At 41.0% G+C, this 16,914-nt stretch carries 30 protein-coding genes; all 30 read right to left on the bottom strand.

Annotated features, from left to right (window positions below; all coding sequences use genetic code 11):
• Nucleotides 1-22 precede the first annotated feature (22 nt).
• Nucleotides 23-643 (bottom strand): 30S ribosomal protein S4, encoded by a 621-nt coding sequence (rpsD, locus tag DK415_RS04060; protein WP_109432564.1) that lies wholly within the window; start codon nucleotides 641-643, stop codon nucleotides 23-25.
• 29 nt (nucleotides 644-672) lie between these two features.
• Nucleotides 673-1,062, bottom strand: a complete 390-nt coding sequence (gene rpsK, locus DK415_RS04055; protein WP_005701868.1) for a 30S ribosomal protein S11 — start codon at nucleotides 1,060-1,062, stop codon at nucleotides 673-675.
• A gap of 15 nt (nucleotides 1,063-1,077) precedes the next feature.
• A complete protein-coding gene (gene rpsM / locus DK415_RS04050) occupies nucleotides 1,078-1,434 on the bottom strand; it encodes a 30S ribosomal protein S13 (RefSeq protein ID WP_005548758.1) in 357 nt (118 codons plus the stop codon).
• A 137-nt stretch (nucleotides 1,435-1,571) separates the two neighbouring features.
• Complete coding sequence (rpmJ, locus tag DK415_RS04045) at nucleotides 1,572-1,685, bottom strand: 50S ribosomal protein L36 (RefSeq protein ID WP_005548767.1); 114 nt, start codon at nucleotides 1,683-1,685, stop codon at nucleotides 1,572-1,574.
• 24 nt (nucleotides 1,686-1,709) lie between these two features.
• Nucleotides 1,710-3,035: a preprotein translocase subunit SecY gene (secY, locus tag DK415_RS04040; RefSeq protein WP_005715771.1), complete on the bottom strand. Its 1,326-nt coding sequence runs from the start codon at nucleotides 3,033-3,035 to the stop codon at nucleotides 1,710-1,712.
• Between the two features lie 3 nt (nucleotides 3,036-3,038).
• The gene (gene rplO, locus DK415_RS04035) at nucleotides 3,039-3,473 is read right to left on the bottom strand and encodes a 50S ribosomal protein L15 (RefSeq protein ID WP_109432563.1); all 435 of its coding nucleotides are present in this window, start codon (nucleotides 3,471-3,473) and stop codon (nucleotides 3,039-3,041) included.
• A 3-nt stretch (nucleotides 3,474-3,476) separates the two neighbouring features.
• Nucleotides 3,477-3,656 carry a 50S ribosomal protein L30 gene (gene rpmD, locus DK415_RS04030; RefSeq protein WP_005715766.1) on the bottom strand — a complete coding sequence of 60 codons (180 nt, stop codon included), beginning with the start codon at nucleotides 3,654-3,656 and terminating at the stop codon, nucleotides 3,477-3,479.
• 6 nt (nucleotides 3,657-3,662) lie between these two features.
• Entirely contained in the window at nucleotides 3,663-4,163 is a 501-nt protein-coding gene (gene rpsE, locus DK415_RS04025; RefSeq protein ID WP_005715763.1) for a 30S ribosomal protein S5, read from the bottom strand.
• A 15-nt stretch (nucleotides 4,164-4,178) separates the two neighbouring features.
• Nucleotides 4,179-4,532 carry a 50S ribosomal protein L18 gene (gene rplR / locus DK415_RS04020; RefSeq protein ID WP_048750160.1) on the bottom strand — a complete coding sequence of 118 codons (354 nt, stop codon included), beginning with the start codon at nucleotides 4,530-4,532 and terminating at the stop codon, nucleotides 4,179-4,181.
• A gap of 13 nt (nucleotides 4,533-4,545) precedes the next feature.
• A complete protein-coding gene (gene rplF, locus DK415_RS04015; RefSeq protein WP_109432562.1) occupies nucleotides 4,546-5,079 on the bottom strand; it encodes a 50S ribosomal protein L6 in 534 nt (177 codons plus the stop codon).
• 15 nt (nucleotides 5,080-5,094) lie between these two features.
• Complete coding sequence (gene rpsH, locus DK415_RS04010) at nucleotides 5,095-5,487, bottom strand: 30S ribosomal protein S8 (protein ID WP_005715755.1); 393 nt, start codon at nucleotides 5,485-5,487, stop codon at nucleotides 5,095-5,097.
• Between the two features lie 36 nt (nucleotides 5,488-5,523).
• Nucleotides 5,524-5,829 (bottom strand): 30S ribosomal protein S14, encoded by a 306-nt coding sequence (rpsN, locus tag DK415_RS04005; protein ID WP_005715753.1) that lies wholly within the window; start codon nucleotides 5,827-5,829, stop codon nucleotides 5,524-5,526.
• Nucleotides 5,830-5,841: 12 nt separating this feature from the next.
• Nucleotides 5,842-6,381 (bottom strand): 50S ribosomal protein L5, encoded by a 540-nt coding sequence (gene rplE / locus DK415_RS04000; protein WP_005715751.1) that lies wholly within the window; start codon nucleotides 6,379-6,381, stop codon nucleotides 5,842-5,844.
• Between the two features lie 17 nt (nucleotides 6,382-6,398).
• On the bottom strand, nucleotides 6,399-6,710 hold the full coding sequence (rplX, locus tag DK415_RS03995) for a 50S ribosomal protein L24 (RefSeq protein WP_005548785.1): 312 nt from the start codon (nucleotides 6,708-6,710) through the stop codon (nucleotides 6,399-6,401).
• 10 nt (nucleotides 6,711-6,720) lie between these two features.
• Nucleotides 6,721-7,092, bottom strand: coding sequence for a 50S ribosomal protein L14 (gene rplN, locus DK415_RS03990; protein WP_005548786.1), 372 nt, complete (start codon nucleotides 7,090-7,092; stop codon nucleotides 6,721-6,723).
• 294 nt (nucleotides 7,093-7,386) lie between these two features.
• Nucleotides 7,387-7,644, bottom strand: a complete 258-nt coding sequence (gene rpsQ / locus DK415_RS03985; RefSeq protein ID WP_005539352.1) for a 30S ribosomal protein S17 — start codon at nucleotides 7,642-7,644, stop codon at nucleotides 7,387-7,389.
• Nucleotides 7,644-7,835 carry a 50S ribosomal protein L29 gene (gene rpmC / locus DK415_RS03980; RefSeq protein ID WP_005539356.1) on the bottom strand — a complete coding sequence of 64 codons (192 nt, stop codon included), beginning with the start codon at nucleotides 7,833-7,835 and terminating at the stop codon, nucleotides 7,644-7,646. Before rpmC ends, rpsQ begins: the two co-directional genes overlap by 1 nt.
• A complete protein-coding gene (rplP, locus tag DK415_RS03975) occupies nucleotides 7,835-8,245 on the bottom strand; it encodes a 50S ribosomal protein L16 (RefSeq protein ID WP_005715748.1) in 411 nt (136 codons plus the stop codon). The genes rpmC and rplP overlap by 1 nt, the downstream gene beginning before the upstream one ends.
• A gap of 13 nt (nucleotides 8,246-8,258) precedes the next feature.
• Nucleotides 8,259-8,966 (bottom strand): 30S ribosomal protein S3, encoded by a 708-nt coding sequence (gene rpsC / locus DK415_RS03970; RefSeq protein ID WP_005715746.1) that lies wholly within the window; start codon nucleotides 8,964-8,966, stop codon nucleotides 8,259-8,261.
• Nucleotides 8,967-8,982: 16 nt separating this feature from the next.
• Nucleotides 8,983-9,315: a 50S ribosomal protein L22 gene (gene rplV / locus DK415_RS03965; RefSeq protein ID WP_005539363.1), complete on the bottom strand. Its 333-nt coding sequence runs from the start codon at nucleotides 9,313-9,315 to the stop codon at nucleotides 8,983-8,985.
• 10 nt (nucleotides 9,316-9,325) lie between these two features.
• Nucleotides 9,326-9,601, bottom strand: a complete 276-nt coding sequence (gene rpsS, locus DK415_RS03960) for a 30S ribosomal protein S19 (RefSeq protein WP_005539416.1) — start codon at nucleotides 9,599-9,601, stop codon at nucleotides 9,326-9,328.
• Between the two features lie 25 nt (nucleotides 9,602-9,626).
• Nucleotides 9,627-10,448, bottom strand: coding sequence for a 50S ribosomal protein L2 (rplB, locus tag DK415_RS03955; protein WP_005701883.1), 822 nt, complete (start codon nucleotides 10,446-10,448; stop codon nucleotides 9,627-9,629).
• A 20-nt stretch (nucleotides 10,449-10,468) separates the two neighbouring features.
• A complete protein-coding gene (rplW, locus tag DK415_RS03950) occupies nucleotides 10,469-10,771 on the bottom strand; it encodes a 50S ribosomal protein L23 (protein WP_005701885.1) in 303 nt (100 codons plus the stop codon).
• On the bottom strand, nucleotides 10,768-11,370 hold the full coding sequence (gene rplD, locus DK415_RS03945; protein WP_005556240.1) for a 50S ribosomal protein L4: 603 nt from the start codon (nucleotides 11,368-11,370) through the stop codon (nucleotides 10,768-10,770). Before rplD ends, rplW begins: the two co-directional genes overlap by 4 nt.
• Before the next feature lie 15 nt (nucleotides 11,371-11,385).
• On the bottom strand, nucleotides 11,386-12,012 hold the full coding sequence (gene rplC, locus DK415_RS03940; protein ID WP_005704440.1) for a 50S ribosomal protein L3: 627 nt from the start codon (nucleotides 12,010-12,012) through the stop codon (nucleotides 11,386-11,388).
• Between the two features lie 16 nt (nucleotides 12,013-12,028).
• The gene (gene rpsJ, locus DK415_RS03935) at nucleotides 12,029-12,340 is read right to left on the bottom strand and encodes a 30S ribosomal protein S10 (protein WP_001181005.1); all 312 of its coding nucleotides are present in this window, start codon (nucleotides 12,338-12,340) and stop codon (nucleotides 12,029-12,031) included.
• Between the two features lie 313 nt (nucleotides 12,341-12,653).
• The gene (locus DK415_RS03930; protein ID WP_109432561.1) at nucleotides 12,654-13,121 is read right to left on the bottom strand and encodes an Lrp/AsnC family transcriptional regulator; all 468 of its coding nucleotides are present in this window, start codon (nucleotides 13,119-13,121) and stop codon (nucleotides 12,654-12,656) included.
• A gap of 94 nt (nucleotides 13,122-13,215) precedes the next feature.
• On the bottom strand, nucleotides 13,216-14,745 hold the full coding sequence (locus DK415_RS03925; RefSeq protein WP_109432560.1) for a YfcC family protein: 1,530 nt from the start codon (nucleotides 14,743-14,745) through the stop codon (nucleotides 13,216-13,218).
• A 110-nt stretch (nucleotides 14,746-14,855) separates the two neighbouring features.
• Nucleotides 14,856-15,788, bottom strand: a complete 933-nt coding sequence (arcC, locus tag DK415_RS03920; protein WP_048750166.1) for a carbamate kinase — start codon at nucleotides 15,786-15,788, stop codon at nucleotides 14,856-14,858.
• A gap of 10 nt (nucleotides 15,789-15,798) precedes the next feature.
• Nucleotides 15,799-16,803: an ornithine carbamoyltransferase gene (locus tag DK415_RS03915; protein ID WP_005715736.1), complete on the bottom strand. Its 1,005-nt coding sequence runs from the start codon at nucleotides 16,801-16,803 to the stop codon at nucleotides 15,799-15,801.
• Nucleotides 16,804-16,914: the final 111 nt, after the last annotated feature.

Genomic DNA, 16,914 nt, shown 5'->3' with positions numbered 1-16,914 from the left:
CTCTCTTTGCTTCTAAGCTCTATTATTTAGAATAAAGCTCAACGATCAGATGTTCATTAATGTCTGCTGATAAATCAGAACGCTCAGGAACACGTTTGAATACACCTTCCATTTTAGCAGCGTCAACTTCTAACCAAGTTGGTTTTTCTTTCTGTTCTGCTAATTCTAATGATGCTTTAATACGTGCTTGTTTTTTAGATTTTTCACGAACAGCAATCACATCATTAACTGAAACTTGGAAAGATGGGATGTTTACCACACGACCATTAACAACGATAGCTTTATGACTCACTAACTGGCGAGCTTCAGCACGAGTTGCTGCAAATCCCATACGATAAACTACATTATCCAATCGACCCTCAAGTAATACTAATAGATTTTCACCTGTATTACCCTTTAATCGATTTGCTTCTTTGTAGTAATTACGGAATTGACGTTCTAAAATACCGTACATACGGCGAACTTTTTGCTTCTCACGTAACTGACTACCATAGTCAGATAAACGTGGCTTACGTGCACCATGTTGACCTGGCGCAGTATCAATTTTACATTTTGAATCAATCGCACGAACGCCTGATTTAAGAAATAAATCAGTACCTTCACGGCGGCTTAGCTTGAGTTTAGGACCCAAATATCTTGCCATTTTCTTTCTCCAACTATCCTATAACGTCATTAAACACGACGTTTTTTCGGTGGACGACAACCGTTATGAGGAATCGGAGTCACATCAGTAATATTCGTAATACGGAAACCTGCCGCATTTAATGCACGAATAGTTGACTCACGACCAGGACCAGGTCCTTTTACCATAACTTCCAAGTTTTTCAAGCCGAATTCTTTTACAACTTCAGCACAACGTTCAGCAGCAACCTGTGCAGCAAACGGGGTGGATTTACGAGAACCACGGAAACCTGAACCACCTGCGGTAGCCCAAGCGAGGGCATTACCTTGACGATCAGTTATAGTAACGATTGTGTTATTGAAAGATGCGTGAATATGTGCAACGCCATCTACAACTTGTTTTTTTACACGTTTACGTGCACGAACTGGTGTTTTTGCCATCTTAATTTACCCCGACTATTTTTTGATCGGCTTACGAGGACCCTTGCGGGTACGCGCATTAGTTTTAGTACGTTGACCACGTACCGGTAAACTACGACGATGACGTAAACCACGATAACAACCTAAATCTAATAGGCGTTTAATGTTAAGTGTTACTTCACGACGCAAATCCCCTTCGACGGTAAATTTACCAACTTCGTCACGCAGTTTGTCAATCTGCTCTTCAGACAATTCGCTGATCTTAACATCTTCGGCAATACCCGCAGCAGCACAAATGCTTTTTGAGCGGGTTTTGCCAATACCGTAAATTGCAGTTAAAGCGATTACAGCGTGTTTATGATCAGGAATGTTAATGCCTGCAATACGGGCCACTATGCACTCCTATTGTTAATTAGTTGACACTCTGATCTTGAAAAGCCCGTTTTCAGGATACTCAAACAGAGCGTCGAGGAAATAAATGAGTTGGGTAGTATATATACCCAACCTGTTCTTTGCAAGAAAAATATCAACTAACCTTGACGTTGCTTATGCTTAGGATCGCTACAAAGTACACGAACAACACCTTCGCGTTTAACAATCTTACAGTTACGACATAATTTCTTAACGGAAGCACGAACTTTCATTGCTTATCCTTTTGAATAATTGGACTATTGTCCAAAACCTTTGAGGTTTGCTTTTTTCAACGCAGATTCATATTTTGTAGACATCAAATGACTCTGAATCTGAACGATGAAATCCATAATGACCACCACAACAATTAGCAAAGAGGTACCGCCAAAATAAAACTGCACATTCCAAGCTGATGTCATGATATAAGGAACTAAACAAACAAATGTGACATATAGACCACCAATAAGAGTTAATCTAGTCATAATTTTATCGATATACCGAGATGTTTGTTCCCCAGGTCTAATTCCAGGTATAAATGCACCTGATTTTTTCAAGTTATCTGCTGTATCTCTAGGATTATATTGCATTGCAGTATAGAAAAAGCTAAAGAAGATAATTGCAGTAGCATAAACAATCAAGTATAAAGGTTGCCCAGGATGCAATAACATTGATAAATCAGTTAGCCATTCTAAGCTTGACCCTTGCCCAACCCATTGAGTTAATGTTGCTGGGAAAAGAATTATACTTGATGCAAAAATTGCTGGGATAACACCTGCCATATTCACTTTTAATGGAAGATGAGTAGTATGTCCCCCCAAGATTTGTCTACCTTGTTGGCGTTTAGCATACTCAATTTTAATTCTTCTTTGCCCTCGTTCTACGAAAACAACAAAATAAGTAACTACGAAGACAATTACAGCAATTAATATAAGAACCAGAAAATGCATCTGACCAAGACGAGCCTGCTCAATTGTTTGACCTACAGCCGCAGGCAATCCTGCCACAATACCAGCAAAGATAATTAAAGAAATGCCATTCCCAATACCACGCTCTGTAATTTGCTCGCCTAGCCACATTAAAAACATGGTTCCTGTAACTAAACTAATCACGGCAGTAAAATAGAACCCAAACCCTAGATTCGGAACTAGGCCTGGTAGCATGTTAGGTAAACCCGTTGAAATACCAACCGCCTGCAAGGTAGCAAGAACAACCGTAGAATAACGGGTATACTTACTAATTTTGCGACGACCAGATTCACCTTCCTTTCTTAACTCAGCAAGTGCTGGATGAACCGATGCTAACAACTGAATAATAATTGATGCCGAGATATAAGGCATAATACCCAAAGCAAAAATAGAAGCTCGGCTCAATGCACCACCAGAGAACATATTAAACATATCAATGATGGTGCCTTTTTGCTGTTCAATTAATTGAGCTAACACAGCTGCATCTATACCAGGAACCGGAATGAACGAACCAATACGGAAAACAATAAGCGCTCCAAGAACAAATAATAATCTGCTTCTCAGTTCACTTTTACCGTCTTGAACACTTCTCGTTTGATAGCCTGGTTGCTTAGCCATTAATTATTCCTCAATTGAACCGCCAACAGCCTCAATAGCTGCTTTAGCGCCTTTAGTAACACGTAATCCACGAACAACTAACTTAACTTTAACTTCACCAGCTAAAATTACCTTAGCAAACTGAATATCCTTAGTTAAAATATTAGCTGCTTTTAGTGTCTCTAAAGTTACAATGCCATTTTCAATTTTGATTAGGTCATCTAAACGAACTTCTGCTGTTACTGCAGACTTCATTGAAGTAAAACCAAATTTAGGTAAACGACGATATAAAGGCATTTGACCACCTTCAAACCCACGACGAACACCGCCACCGGTACGAGATTTTTGACCTTTATGACCACGTCCACCGGTTTTACCTAAACCAGAACCGATACCACGACCAAGACGTTTAGCACTATGCTTAGCACCTTCAGCCGGAGATAGAGTATTTAAACGCATCTATTACTCCTCCACTTTAACCATATATGAAATCTGGTTAATCATTCCACGTACTGCCGGAGTATCAATTAACTCAACAGTATGATGCATATGGCGAAGACCAAGACCACGTAGCGTAGCTTTATGCTTCGGTAAACGAGCAATAGAACTACGAACTTGCGTTACTTTAATAGTTTTAGCCATTATTAATTACCCCAAAATTTCATCAACTGATTTACCACGTTTAGCAGCAACCATTTCTGGTGATTTCATATTTGCTAAAGCATCAATAGTTGCACGAACAACATTGATTGGGTTAGTTGAACCATAAGCCTTTGACAATACGTTACGTACGCCAGCAACTTCTAACACAGCACGCATTGCACCACCGGCAATGATACCGGTACCCTCACTAGCAGGTTGCATAAATACTCTAGAACCTGTGTGAACACCTTTAACAGGGTGCTGCAATGTTCCTTCAGTTAAAGTTACATTGATCATATTACGACGCGCCTTCTCCATTGCCTTTTGAATAGCTGCAGGAACTTCACGCGCTTTGCCATATCCAAAACCGACACGACCATTACCATCACCCACTACGGTCAACGCAGTGAAGCTCATGATACGACCACCTTTCACAGTTTTAGATACGCGGTTTACCGCAATTAGCTTCTCTTGCAGTTCACCAGCTTGTTTTTCGATGTTTGACATCTCAAATTACCTCAATTAGAACTGTAGACCAGCTTCACGAGCAGCATCCGCTAAAGATTGGACACGGCCATGATATTTAAAACCAGAACGATCAAAAGCCACGTCTTTAACGCCTTTTGCTAATGCTCTTTCCGCAACAACTTTACCGACAACAGCGGCTGCTTCTTTATTTCCGGTATATTTCACTTGCTCACTAATTACTTTCTCAACAGTAGAAGCAGCAGCAAGCACTTCCGAACCGTTTGGTGCGATCACCTGAGCGTAGATATGACGTGGAGTACGATGAATAACTAAACGAGTTACTCCCTGCTCTCTCATCATATGACGCGCACGAGCCGCACGACGGATACGAGCTGATTTCTTATCCATAGTGTTACCTTAATTATTTCTTCTTAGCTTCTTTAATACGTACCACTTCATCAGCGTAACGTACCCCTTTACCTTTATACGGTTCAGGGCGACGATAAGCACGAATATCTGCAGCAACTTGACCAATCAACTGTTTATCTGAGCCTTTCAAAATAATTTCAGTTTGAGAAGGACACTCAGCAGTAATTCCTGCAGGTAAAACATGCTCAACAGGGTGAGAAAATCCAAGACTTAAAGCAACAGCATTTCCCTTAATTTGAGCTCTATAACCTACACCTACTAATTGTAGTTTTCTTGTAAATCCTTCAGTCACACCGATAACCATGGAATTAACTAATGCTCTAGCAGTACCTGACTGAGCATTACCACCTTCAATACCTTCGCGAGGTGAAAATGTTAATTCATTATTTTCATGTTTAACTTCTACTGAATGATGGATAGAGCGAGATAACTCACCATTTTTACCTTTAATTGTTAGTAACTGTCCGTTAAGTTTTACCTCAACACCGGCAGGAATACTAACAGGTGCTTTTGCAACACGAGACATTTTCCTACCTCTCCATTAAGCTACATAACAAATGATCTCACCGCCTAAACCCGCTTGACGAGCTGCACGGTCAGTCATTACACCTTTAGATGTAGATACTACAGCAATACCTAAACCACCCATTACTTTCGGTAATTCGTCTTTACGTTTGTAAATACGAAGACCTGGGCGACTTACACGCTGAATACTCTCTACAACCGGTTTATTTTGGAAATATTTTAATGTAATTTCCAATTCAGGTTTTACACCTTCAACTACTTTAACGCTTTCGATATAACCTTCGCTAGCTAATACATTGGCAATTGCAACTTTTAGCTTGGATGAAGGCATACTGATCGCAACTTTATTCGCAGCTTGACCGTTACGAATACGGGTCAACATATCTGCGATAGGATCTTGCATACTCATTGTGCTTTTACTCCGATTCCAAATTAAAGTGGCATATTACCAGCTAGCTTTCTTAAGGCCTGGGATTTCACCGCGCATAGCAGCTTCACGAACCTTAATACGGCTTAAACCAAACTTACGAAGAACGCCGTGAGGACGTCCAGTTTGACGACAACGGTTACGTTGACGACTAGGGCTAGAATCACGTGGTAAAGTTTGTAACTTCATCACGGCATTCCAACGGTCTTCGTCAGAGGCATTAACGTCAGAAATAATTTTTTTCAATTCTACGCGTTGCGCATAAAATTTTTCAGCCAATTTGACGCGCTTTACATCGCGTGCTTTCATTGATTGTTTAGCCATTTGCAACCTGCCTTACTTACGGAATGGGAAATTAAAGGCAGCCAATAGTGCTCGACCTTCTTCATCATTCTTAGCTGTTGTGGTAATAGTAATATCTAAACCACGTACACGATCTACTTTATCGTAGTCGATTTCAGGGAAGATGATTTGCTCACGCACACCCATACTGTAATTTCCACGACCATCAAATGATTTCGCGCTTAAACCGCGGAAGTCACGAATACGTGGAACAGCAATTGTAATTAAACGTTCTAAGAACTCCCACATACGTTCACCACGTAGTGTTACTTTACAACCGATTGGATATCCCTGACGGATTTTAAAGCCGGCAACAGACTTGCGAGCTTTAGTAACCAAAGGTTTTTGACCGCTAATTGCTGCTAAATCTGCTACTGCATTATCTAGCAATTTTTTATCGGTCAATGCTTCACCCACACCCATATTTAGGGTTATCTTTTCGATTCGTGGGACTTGCATGACAGATGAGTAGTTGAATTTAGTTTTCAATTCATTTACTACTTGATCTCTGTAGTAATCATGCAGTTTCGCCATCGCATTACTCCAGTTTGTTAAATAATTTCATTGTTAGATTTAAAGAAACGTACTTTTTTGCCGTCTTCAAATCTAAAACCTACTCGGTCAGCTTTGTTTGTTGTCGGGTTAAAAATTGCAACGTTTGACACATCAATCGCAGCTTCTTTCTTCACTAAACCACCTTCTTTACCTAAAGCAGGTACCGGTTTTTCATGCTTAGTGATGATATTTACACCTTCAACAATCACTTTACCGTTAGATAACACTTTTGTTACCTTGCCGCGCTTACCTTTGCTTTTGCCAGTAAGCACAATTACTTCATCATTTTGACGGATTTTTGCAGCCATTACATTCTCCTTACAGTACTTCTGGAGCTAAAGAAATGATCTTCATGAATTTCTCAGAACGAAGTTCACGAGTCACCGGTCCAAAAATACGAGTACCGATTGGTTGCTCGGTGTTATTATTTAAAATTACACAGGCATTACCATCGAAACGAATAACTGACCCATCTGGGCGACGAACACCCTTCTTGGTGCGCACAACAACTGCTTTTAACACATCACCTTTTTTAACTTTACCACGTGGAATTGCTTCTTTTACGGTAATTTTGATGATGTCGCCAATAGCAGCATAACGACGGTGCGATCCACCTAGAACCTTGATACACATTACGCTACGAGCCCCTGAGTTATCAGCAACATCCAGCATAGTCTGTTCTTGGATCATATTAGTGCTCCGTTAAATTAAAAAACCACCCTTGCGGGACGAACCTTCCGCTAACATATTACTAAATATGTACGACGGAGAGGTGGCGGAGTTTAGCAAAATTAGATACGAAAAGCAACGGGATTTTATTTCTAAAAATTTACTTATAGGAAAAAATTCCAGTTAGTAAAATCTCATCTCCCTCTTATACTTATGTGAGAAAATAGAAGTGCGGTCAGAATTTCAAGCGTTTAAAAAATGAAAAGCCAACAACTTTACGCTATTGGCTTTTATTTTATTACTTTTTGTTGTTAATTAAGCAATCACTGCTTTCTCAACTACACGAACTAAAGTCCATGATTTAGTTTTAGAAATCGGACGACATTCGCGAACTTCTACTAAATCACCTAATTTAGCTTCGTTATTTTCATCGTGCACATGTAGTTTAGTTGTGCGGCGGATAAACTTACCATAAAGTGGGTGTTTAACCTTGCGTTCAATAGCAACAACGAAAGATTTCTCCATCTTGTCACTTACTACACGACCTTGCACGCTACGAATTTTATCAGTCATTACTCACCCGCCTTTTCGGTTAGAACAGTTTTAATTTGTGCAATACTACGACGCACTTGTTTTAACTGATGGGTTTGTTGAAGCTGACCGGTGGCTGCTTGCATACGCAACTTGAATTGCTCACCTAACAAGTTAACCAATTCAGCATTCAGCTCTTCAACACTTTTTGTACGTAGTTCTTGAGCTTTCATTACATCACCGTCTTAGTTACGAAAGTGGTCTTAATTGGCAATTTAGCAGCTGCTAAAGCAAATGCCTCTCTTGCGATCTCTTCAGACACACCATCCATTTCATAGAGAACTTTACCCGGCTGGATTAAGGCTACCCAGTACTCAACGTTACCTTTACCTTTACCCATACGGACTTCTAATGGTTTTTCAGTAATTGGTTTATCTGGGAATACACGAATCCAGATTTTACCTTGACGTTTTACTGCACGTGTCATAGCACGACGAGCGGCTTCAATTTGACGCGCAGTTAAACGACCACGACCAACTGCTTTTAAACCGAAAGTACCGAAGCTAACTTCTGTACCGCCCGCGATACCGCGGTTACGGCCTTTGTGAACTTTACGGAATTTTGTACGTTTTGGTTGCAACATTTAGCGATTCTCCTTACTTACGACCTTTACCGCGCGGAGCCTTTTTAGGCTTGTCGGCAGGTTGTTGTTCCGGTTGCGCTAGCGCAGCCATTCCACCAAGAATCTCACCTTTGAAGATCCATACTTTAACGCCGATTACGCCGTATGTAGTATGAGCTTCTGCAGTGTTATAGTCGATGTCCGCACGCAATGTATGTAGAGGCACGCGACCTTCACGATACCATTCAGAACGAGCAATTTCAGCACCGCCCAAACGACCGCTAACTTCAACTTTGATACCTTTAGCGCCTAAACGCATTGCATTTTGTACCGCTTTCTTCATAGCACGACGGAACATAACACGACGTTCTAATTGTGAAGCGATGCTGTCTGCAACTAATTTTGCATCTAATTCAGGTTTTTTCACTTCAGCAATGTTGATTTGTGCAGGAACGCCAGCAATTTTTGCTACTGCATTACGCAATTTCTCAACATCTTCACCTTTTTTACCAATTACGATACCTGGGCGAGCTGTGTGAATAGTAACACGAATACTTTTCGCAGGACGTTCAATAGTGATACGTGAAACGGAAGCATTCGCTAATTCTTTGTTTAAGAATTGACGTACTTTGAAATCGCCTTCAAGATTGTCAGCGAAGTCTTGTGTATTCGCAAACCAAGTAGAGCTCCAAGGTTTTACAATACCTAGGCGAATACCATGTGGATGTACTTTTTGACCCATTGTTATTCCTCTACGATTAACGATCTGACACAACCACAGTAATGTGGCTTGTACGTTTTAAAATACGATCTGCACGACCTTTAGCACGTGGCATAACACGTTTCATGCTTGGACCTTCATCTACGAAAATCTTCGCAACTTTAAGATCATCGATATCTGCACCGTCATTGTGCTCAGCATTAGCAATCGCTGACTCAAGAACTTTCTTCACTAAAGCAGATGCTTTTTTATTCGTGTAAGTAAGAATTTCTAGAGCTTGAGCAACTTTCTTGCCACGGATTAAATCCGCAACTAAGCGAGCTTTTTGCGCTGAAGTGCGAGCGTAACGATGTTTTGCAATAGTTTCCATCTTTTACCCCTTACTTCTTAGCTTTCTTGTCCGCAGCGTGACCGCGGTAAGTACGAGTCGGTGCAAATTCGCCTAATTTATGACCGATCATTTCATCAGAAACATAAACAGGAACATGCTGACGACCATTATGGACTGCGATGGTCAATCCAATCATTGATGGAATGATCATTGAACGACGGGACCAAGTTTTAATTGGTTTTTTATCCCCGCTTTCCACCGCCTTCTCTACCTTCTTCAACAAGTGTAGGTCAAGGAAAGGACCTTTCTTGAGAGAACGTGGCATGGCTTATCCTCTTATTTAATTAAAATTATTTACCACGACGACGTACGATATATTTATCAGTACGTTTGTTATGGCGAGTTTTCTTACCTTTAGTTTGAACGCCCCAAGGTGTTACTGGGTGTTTACCAAAGTTACGACCTTCACCACCACCGTGTGGGTGATCTACTGGGTTCATTGCAGTACCACGAACTGTAGGGCGTACACCTCTCCAGCGGTTAGCACCAGCTTTACCCAATACGCGAAGCATATGCTCTGAGTTGCCTACTTCACCAATGGTGGCAGAACATTCAGCTAACACTTTACGCATCTCACCAGAACGGAGACGTAAAGTCACATAATTACCTTCACGGGCAATGATCTGTACATAAGCACCGGCTGAACGAGCAATTTGACCGCCTTTACCTGGTTTTAATTCAACGTTATGTACGGTAGAACCAACCGGGATATTACGCATTGGTAATGAGTTACCAACTTTAATTGGCGCATGTGCACCCGCTTGGATTTGATCACCTGCAGCCAAACCTTTTGGTGCTAAGATATAACGACGCTCACCGTCTTTATAAAGCACTAAAGCAATATTTGCAGAACGATTCGGATCGTATTCTAAACGTTCAACAACACCAGGAATGTCTAATTTATTACGTTTAAAATCAATTAAACGATAATGTTGTTTGTGACCGCCACCGATGTGACGAGTAGTAATACGACCATAGTTGTTACGACCACCGGTTTTAGATTTAGTATCTAAAAGCGCAGCAAAAGGTTTACCCTTATGCAACTCAGGATTAACAACTTTAACAACATGACGACGACCAGCGGAGGTCGGCTTACATTTAACGATAGCCATTATCTTCTACTCCTCCGTAATTACTCTGCTGCGCCTTCAACGAAGTCCAAAGATTGTCCTTCTTGAAGTGTAACATAAGCTTTTTTCCAGTCACTGCGACGTCCCATCTTAGCACCACGGCGTTTAGTTTTACCTTTCACCACAACGGTACGAACAGAATCCACTTTCACTTCAAAAAGTTGCTCTACTGCATTAGCAATTTCTACTTTATTCGCATCTAAAGCGACTTTGAAAACGATCGTGTTTGACTTCTCAGCATTATTTGTTGCTTTCTCAGAGACATGTGGTGCTTTAAGCACTTTTAGCAAACGTTCTTGACTCATGCTAACATCTCCTCAATTTGCTTCACAGCATCCACAGTTACAACTACTTTATCAAAAGCAATTAAACTTACCGGATCAATACCTTGAGCATCACGAACATCTACTTTGTATAAGTTACGTGCTGCCAAGAACAGATTTTCATCTAAACTTGCTGTGATGATTAACACATCTTCAAGTGCTAATTCTTTTAATTTTTGTACTAATACTTTGGTTTTTGGTGCATCAATTTCAAATTTATCAACAACAACTAAACGATCTTGACGAACAAGCTCGGAAAGAATGCTTTTGATTGCACCGCGGTACATTTTCTTGTTCACTTTTTGGCTGTGATCTTGTGGTTTCGCTGCGAAAGTGACACCACCAGAACGCCAAATTGGTGATTTAATATCACCGGAACGAGCGCGACCTGTACCTTTTTGACGCCAAGGTTTTTTACCTGAACCGGACACTTCAGCACGAGTTTTTTGTGCACGAGAGCCTTGACGAGCACCTGCTGCATAAGCAACAACAACTTGGTGAATCAACGCTTCGTTAAACTCACGGCCGAAGGTAGTTTCAGAAACAGTGAGTGCATTAGCACCAACAACTTGTAATTCCATCTCTATCTCCTAGACCTATGCTTTAACTGCCGGCTTAACGATAACATCGCTACCAGTAGCACCTGGAACGGCACCTTTTACTAATAACAATTTACGCTCAGCATCTACACGAACAACTTCAAGGGATTGAACGGTTACACGCTCAGCACCTAAGTGTCCTGCCATTTTTTTACCTTTAAACACACGACCCGGAGTTTGGTTTTGACCAATAGAACCGAGAACACGATGTGATAAAGAGTTACCGTGGGTAGCATCTTGAGTACGGAAGTTCCAACGTTTAACACCACCTTGGAAACCTTTACCTTTAGAAGTACCGGTAACATCAACTTTTTTAACATCTGCGAAGATGTCAACGTTAATTTCTTGACCTAAAGTGAATTCTTCACCTTCAGTACGAAATTCCCATAAACCGCGACCAGCTTCAACGCCAGCTTTCACGAAATGACCCGCCTCAGGCTTCGTTACACGACTTGCTTTTTTAGAGCCAGTGGTAACTTGAACTGCAGTATAGCCATCGTTTTCAAGAGTTTTAACTTGAGTTACGCGGTTGGCTTCGATTTCGATAACGGTAACCGGTACAGACACGCCATCTTCATTGAAGATACGGGTCATACCGACTTTACGACCGACTAAACCAATCATTGTAATAACCTCTTAATTAACCTAGGCTGATCTGCACGTCAACGCCGGCAGCCAAGTCTAAACGCATTAAAGCATCAACAGTTTTTTCTGTTGGCTCAACAATATCAACTAAACGTTTGTGAGTACGGATTTCATATTGATCACGCGCATCTTTGTTTACGTGTGGAGAAATCAATACTGTGAAACGCTCTTTACGAGTTGGTAAAGGAATCGGACCACGCACTTGCGCACCGGTACGTTTAGCTGTTTCAACGATCTCCGCTGTGGATTGATCGATCAAACGATGATCAAACGCTTTAAGGCGGATACGGATTCTTTGGTTCTGCATGAGACCAGAGCTCCAATAAATTTAGCTAATAAAAAAACTAACACCATCACAATTCTTACATCAAAACAACAAGAAAAGGAGGTGCAAGCTACCTGTTATATAGTCTCCAAATCGGAGACATTGTTAGTATTACATATCGTAATACCCGTTTAATAAATGATTACATTAAACGGCTTCTATAATTAAAGCCCGTGAATTCTACTAAAACCCAGCCTGAACTGCAAGCCTTTTCTTACTTTTTACATTGATAAATGTGCGGTGAATTTTAAAAACGTTTTCTAAAACGACCGCACTTTATTAATGAAGCAGAGAATTACAAAGGCAATTCGGTAGTGTATTTAATAGTTTTTAACGACACTTCCGACTTTAACGTTTTAATGCCGATCTCTTTGGTCAAATATTTGGTTTTTATGGCGTGAAATTCATCCAAATCGGATACCAGCATTTTTAAAATAAAATCGTAACTTCCCGCCATCAAATGGCATTCCGTGATTTGCGGAATCAATTTTACTTCAAAAATGAACCGCTCTTTGAGGGCAGGATCTTCTTCAAAAAATGTCCCCTGCACATAAACAAGTAAATCGCGGTTTAATTTTTTAGGATTCAATAACGCCGTATAACCATCGATAACACCGCTTTCTTCTAAATGGTTTACTCGACGCAAACAAGCGGAATTTGATAGCCCGATTTCTTTGGCGAGCTCATTATTTTGTAAGCGCCCGTTGCGCTGTAAAGCCTTTAAAATGCGCGTATCAATGTTATCGAATAATTTCTTAAACATAAAAAATCCTTTTTTAGGAAAGAAAACGCGTGCGCATTATAACAAGGCCACCTATAAAAAACTGTGATATAGGTGGCCTTTATTAAAATTGATGTTAAACGCTATATAAGGAGACTTGAACAACCAGTAGGATTGCCCCGATGACCAATAAGCAGCCAATCATCGGCATCACAAATTTCACCCATTTATTAAATGGAATGTGCAACATTTGTAATGTCACCAACACCAAACCGGTCGGTGCCAAGAACAACATGGCGTATTGACCCCAGTTATAGGCAGAAACCACGATGTCACGCGGAATACCCACTGCGTCCGCAAGCGGTGCCATAATTGGCATGGAAAGCACAGCCAAACCGGAAGAAGATGGCACGATAAGGCCTAAGAAGATGAAGACCACTAATTGACCAAGAATAAAGACACTACCCGGCATACCACTTACAAGGTTAGACATATAGTCCAAAATGGTGTCGGAAATCATACCTTGTTCAAGCACTAAGTTTACACCACGCGCCAAACCGATAATCAAAGAAACGCCAACTAATTCGGAAGCCCCTTCGGTAAAGGATTCCACAATATCTTTTTCTTTCAAGCCACTGATAAACATGATGATAATTGTGATGGACAAGAAAGAAGCAGCCATTTGTGGGAACCACCAACCGCCAGCCATTACCCCCCAAATCATGATTGGGAAAGCAATACAGAAGAGGATTAAGATCAGTTTTCTTCTTAAGGTAAATTCAACCACGGTATTTGGGTCAAAGTTTTTCATATAACGATGATAAAACTCTTCTCTATCTTCATAAGTATAGGAAAAACTCGGATCCGCTTTTACTTTCTTACCATACCAATATAAGTAAGCAATAACGCAAGTTGCCCCTAACAAGAGACCAATGGCACGGAATCCAATCCCTTCAGTAAATTGAATACCGGCAGCATTAGACGCGATAACCACTGAGAATGGGTTAATTGTGGAAAACGCTGTCCCCATAGAGGAAGCCAAGAAGATTGCACCAACACAAATGATGGCATCATACCCCAGCGCTAAAAATACCGGCACCAAGATAGGGTAAAACGCAACGGCTTCTTCTTCGATACCACAAGTTGTACCGCCTAACACCATCAACACGGAAACACTAAATACAATCATAAATTCATTGCCTTTCGTGCGCCGTGCTAGTGCCATGAGCCCTGCGTTAAATGACCCTGTTCTATTAATCACACCGATCATACCGCCCAGCACGAAGATGAACACCATGACATCTACCGCTTCGATGGTTCCTTCCACCATGCTGATAGGAATATCTTTGATACCTTTGTAATGTTGTTCAATACGTTGATAAGTGCCCGGAATGGCAATCGGTTTTTTGATCACCCCTTCGGTGAAATTGGAGAGTTTAATTTTGATATTAAGATTATTTAAGGTTTCTTCCGTAGCAGGATAGGTTTTATCTTGCTCACCATAAGCTTTTACTACAAAGACTTTTTCGGTCATATTATAGGTCAACTTAGAATAGGAACCGGAAGGAATAACCCATGTTAATCCCACCGCAAGGATTAAAATGAAGAATAAAATCGTGAACGCTGATGGGAAATTAAAGACCTTTTTTTTATTAGACGCTTCCATAGCAGACTCCTCGTCAATATCGAAGTTAGCAGTTCGGCATAATCATTCATCAACTATGCCGACCGCACATTCTACTTTGAACTGCTAAAATACTCAAAGTGAGTTTATTATTATGAATAATAAGAAATTTCTTTCACTTTATTCGTGATACGTGTGCCGGCTTTACCCTTCACGATATCAACGATATCGGAAAGTGAACCGATCACCGCATCTTTACCGGTACTACGTGCAAAATTCACTGCAGCCTGTACTTTCGGTCCCATAGAACCGGCGGCAAAACCCATTTTTTCAATTTCATCCGGTGGTGCTGACGCGATAGCTTTTTGTGTTGGTTTGCCCCAATCTACAAAGGTTGCTGACACATCAGTCGCGATAATGAATAAATCTGCTTCCAAATTATCGGCAAGTAATGCAGAACATAAGTCTTTATCGATAACCGCTTCTACGCCGCGCAAATTATGTTGCTCATCGTAGTAAGTAGGGATACCGCCACCACCGGCACAAATCACGATACTGCCTTTTTCCAACAACCATTTCACCGGATTGATTTCAAAAATGCGTTTTGGTAACGGACTTGGCACCACGCGGCGATATTTGTCGCCATCTTGTGCAATGCTCCAGTTTTTCTCTTTCGCTAAGCGTTCCGCTTCTTCTTTGGAATACACCGGACCGATTGGTTTGGTTGGGTTCTTAAATGCCGGGTCGTTAATATCGACTTCCACTTGTGATAGCAATGTGGCGAACGGCACTTCAAACGGCACTAAGTTACCTAATTCTTGTTCAATCATGTAACCAATCATACCCACAGATTCTGCCCCCAATACATCTAACGGATAAGGAGGCACTTCTTTATAGGCCGCACTTTGTAATGCTAACAAACCTACTTGTGGACCATTACCATGTGCGATGACCAATTCGTTATTTGGATAAATCTTCGCAATTTGTTCGCAAGCAATGCGCACGTTTAATCGCTGGTTCTCAGCGGTGAGCGGCTCGCCGCGACGCAACAAGGCATTTCCACCTAATGCAATAACAATTCTCATATACCACCTCTTAAATTAAGCTGGAATAAAGTACGGCTTTAATGGTGTGCATGCGGTTTTCTGCTTGTTCGAAAGCCACATTCATTGGAGATTCAAAGACATCTTCGGTCACTTCAATACCATTGGCTAATTCAGGGTATTTTTCTGCAATTTGGCGCCCCACTTTGGTTTCACTGTTGTGGAATGCCGGTAAGCAGTGCATGAATTTCACACGTGGATTGCCGGTGCGTTTCATCAATTCAGGTGTCACTTGATAAGGTAATAATAATTTAATGCGTTCGCCCCAGGTTTCTAATGGCTCACCCATGGAGACCCATACGTCGGTGTGCACGAAATCAACGCCTTTCACGGCTTTATCAATATCATCGGTTACCGTAATTCGTGCACCACTTTGTTTTGCAAATTTTTCGCACATGTCAACTAACTCTGCATCCGGCAATAAGGCTTTCGGTCCGCAAATACGTACATCCATACCCAATTTAGCACCGATTAACAACAAGGAGTTACCCATGTTGTTGCGCGCATCACCGATGTAAACATATTTGATTTCACTTAATGGTTTATCGCAGTTTTCAATCATGGTTAGCACGTCCGCCAACATTTGTGTTGGGTGGAATTCATCGGTTAAACCGTTGAACACCGGCACACCGGCATATTCTGCTAATTCGTCCACAATTTCTTGTTTGAAACCACGATATTCAATAGCATCGTACATTCTGCCTAATACGCGGGCAGTGTCTTTCATACTTTCTTTGTGGCCAATTTGAGATGAGTTTGGATCGATGTAAGTAACTTGGGCGCCTTGGTCATAAGCAGCGACTTCAAAGGCGCAACGGGTGCGGGTAGAGGTTTTTTCAAAAATTAGCGCAATGTTTTTGCCTTTTAATTTTTGTTGTTCGGTACCGGCATATTTTGCTCTTTTTAAGTCTCGGGATAAATCTAATAAATATTTGATTTCACGTTCTGAGTGATTAACAAGACTTAATAAGTGTCTGTTTTTAAGATTGAAAGCCATAATAATCTCCTTGATTTTTGTTTATTGACTTAATCCGAATAGCCAAGCTATTCACAAACTATTTATTCGACATACAACCTACTCCTTGCGAACGACTTCATTCTAAAAGAA

This window comes from Aggregatibacter segnis, from assembly GCF_003130075.1.
Classification (GTDB): Bacteria; Pseudomonadota; Gammaproteobacteria; order Enterobacterales; family Pasteurellaceae; genus Aggregatibacter; species Aggregatibacter segnis_A.
This window is presented reverse-complemented; position numbering and strand designations above follow the sequence as displayed.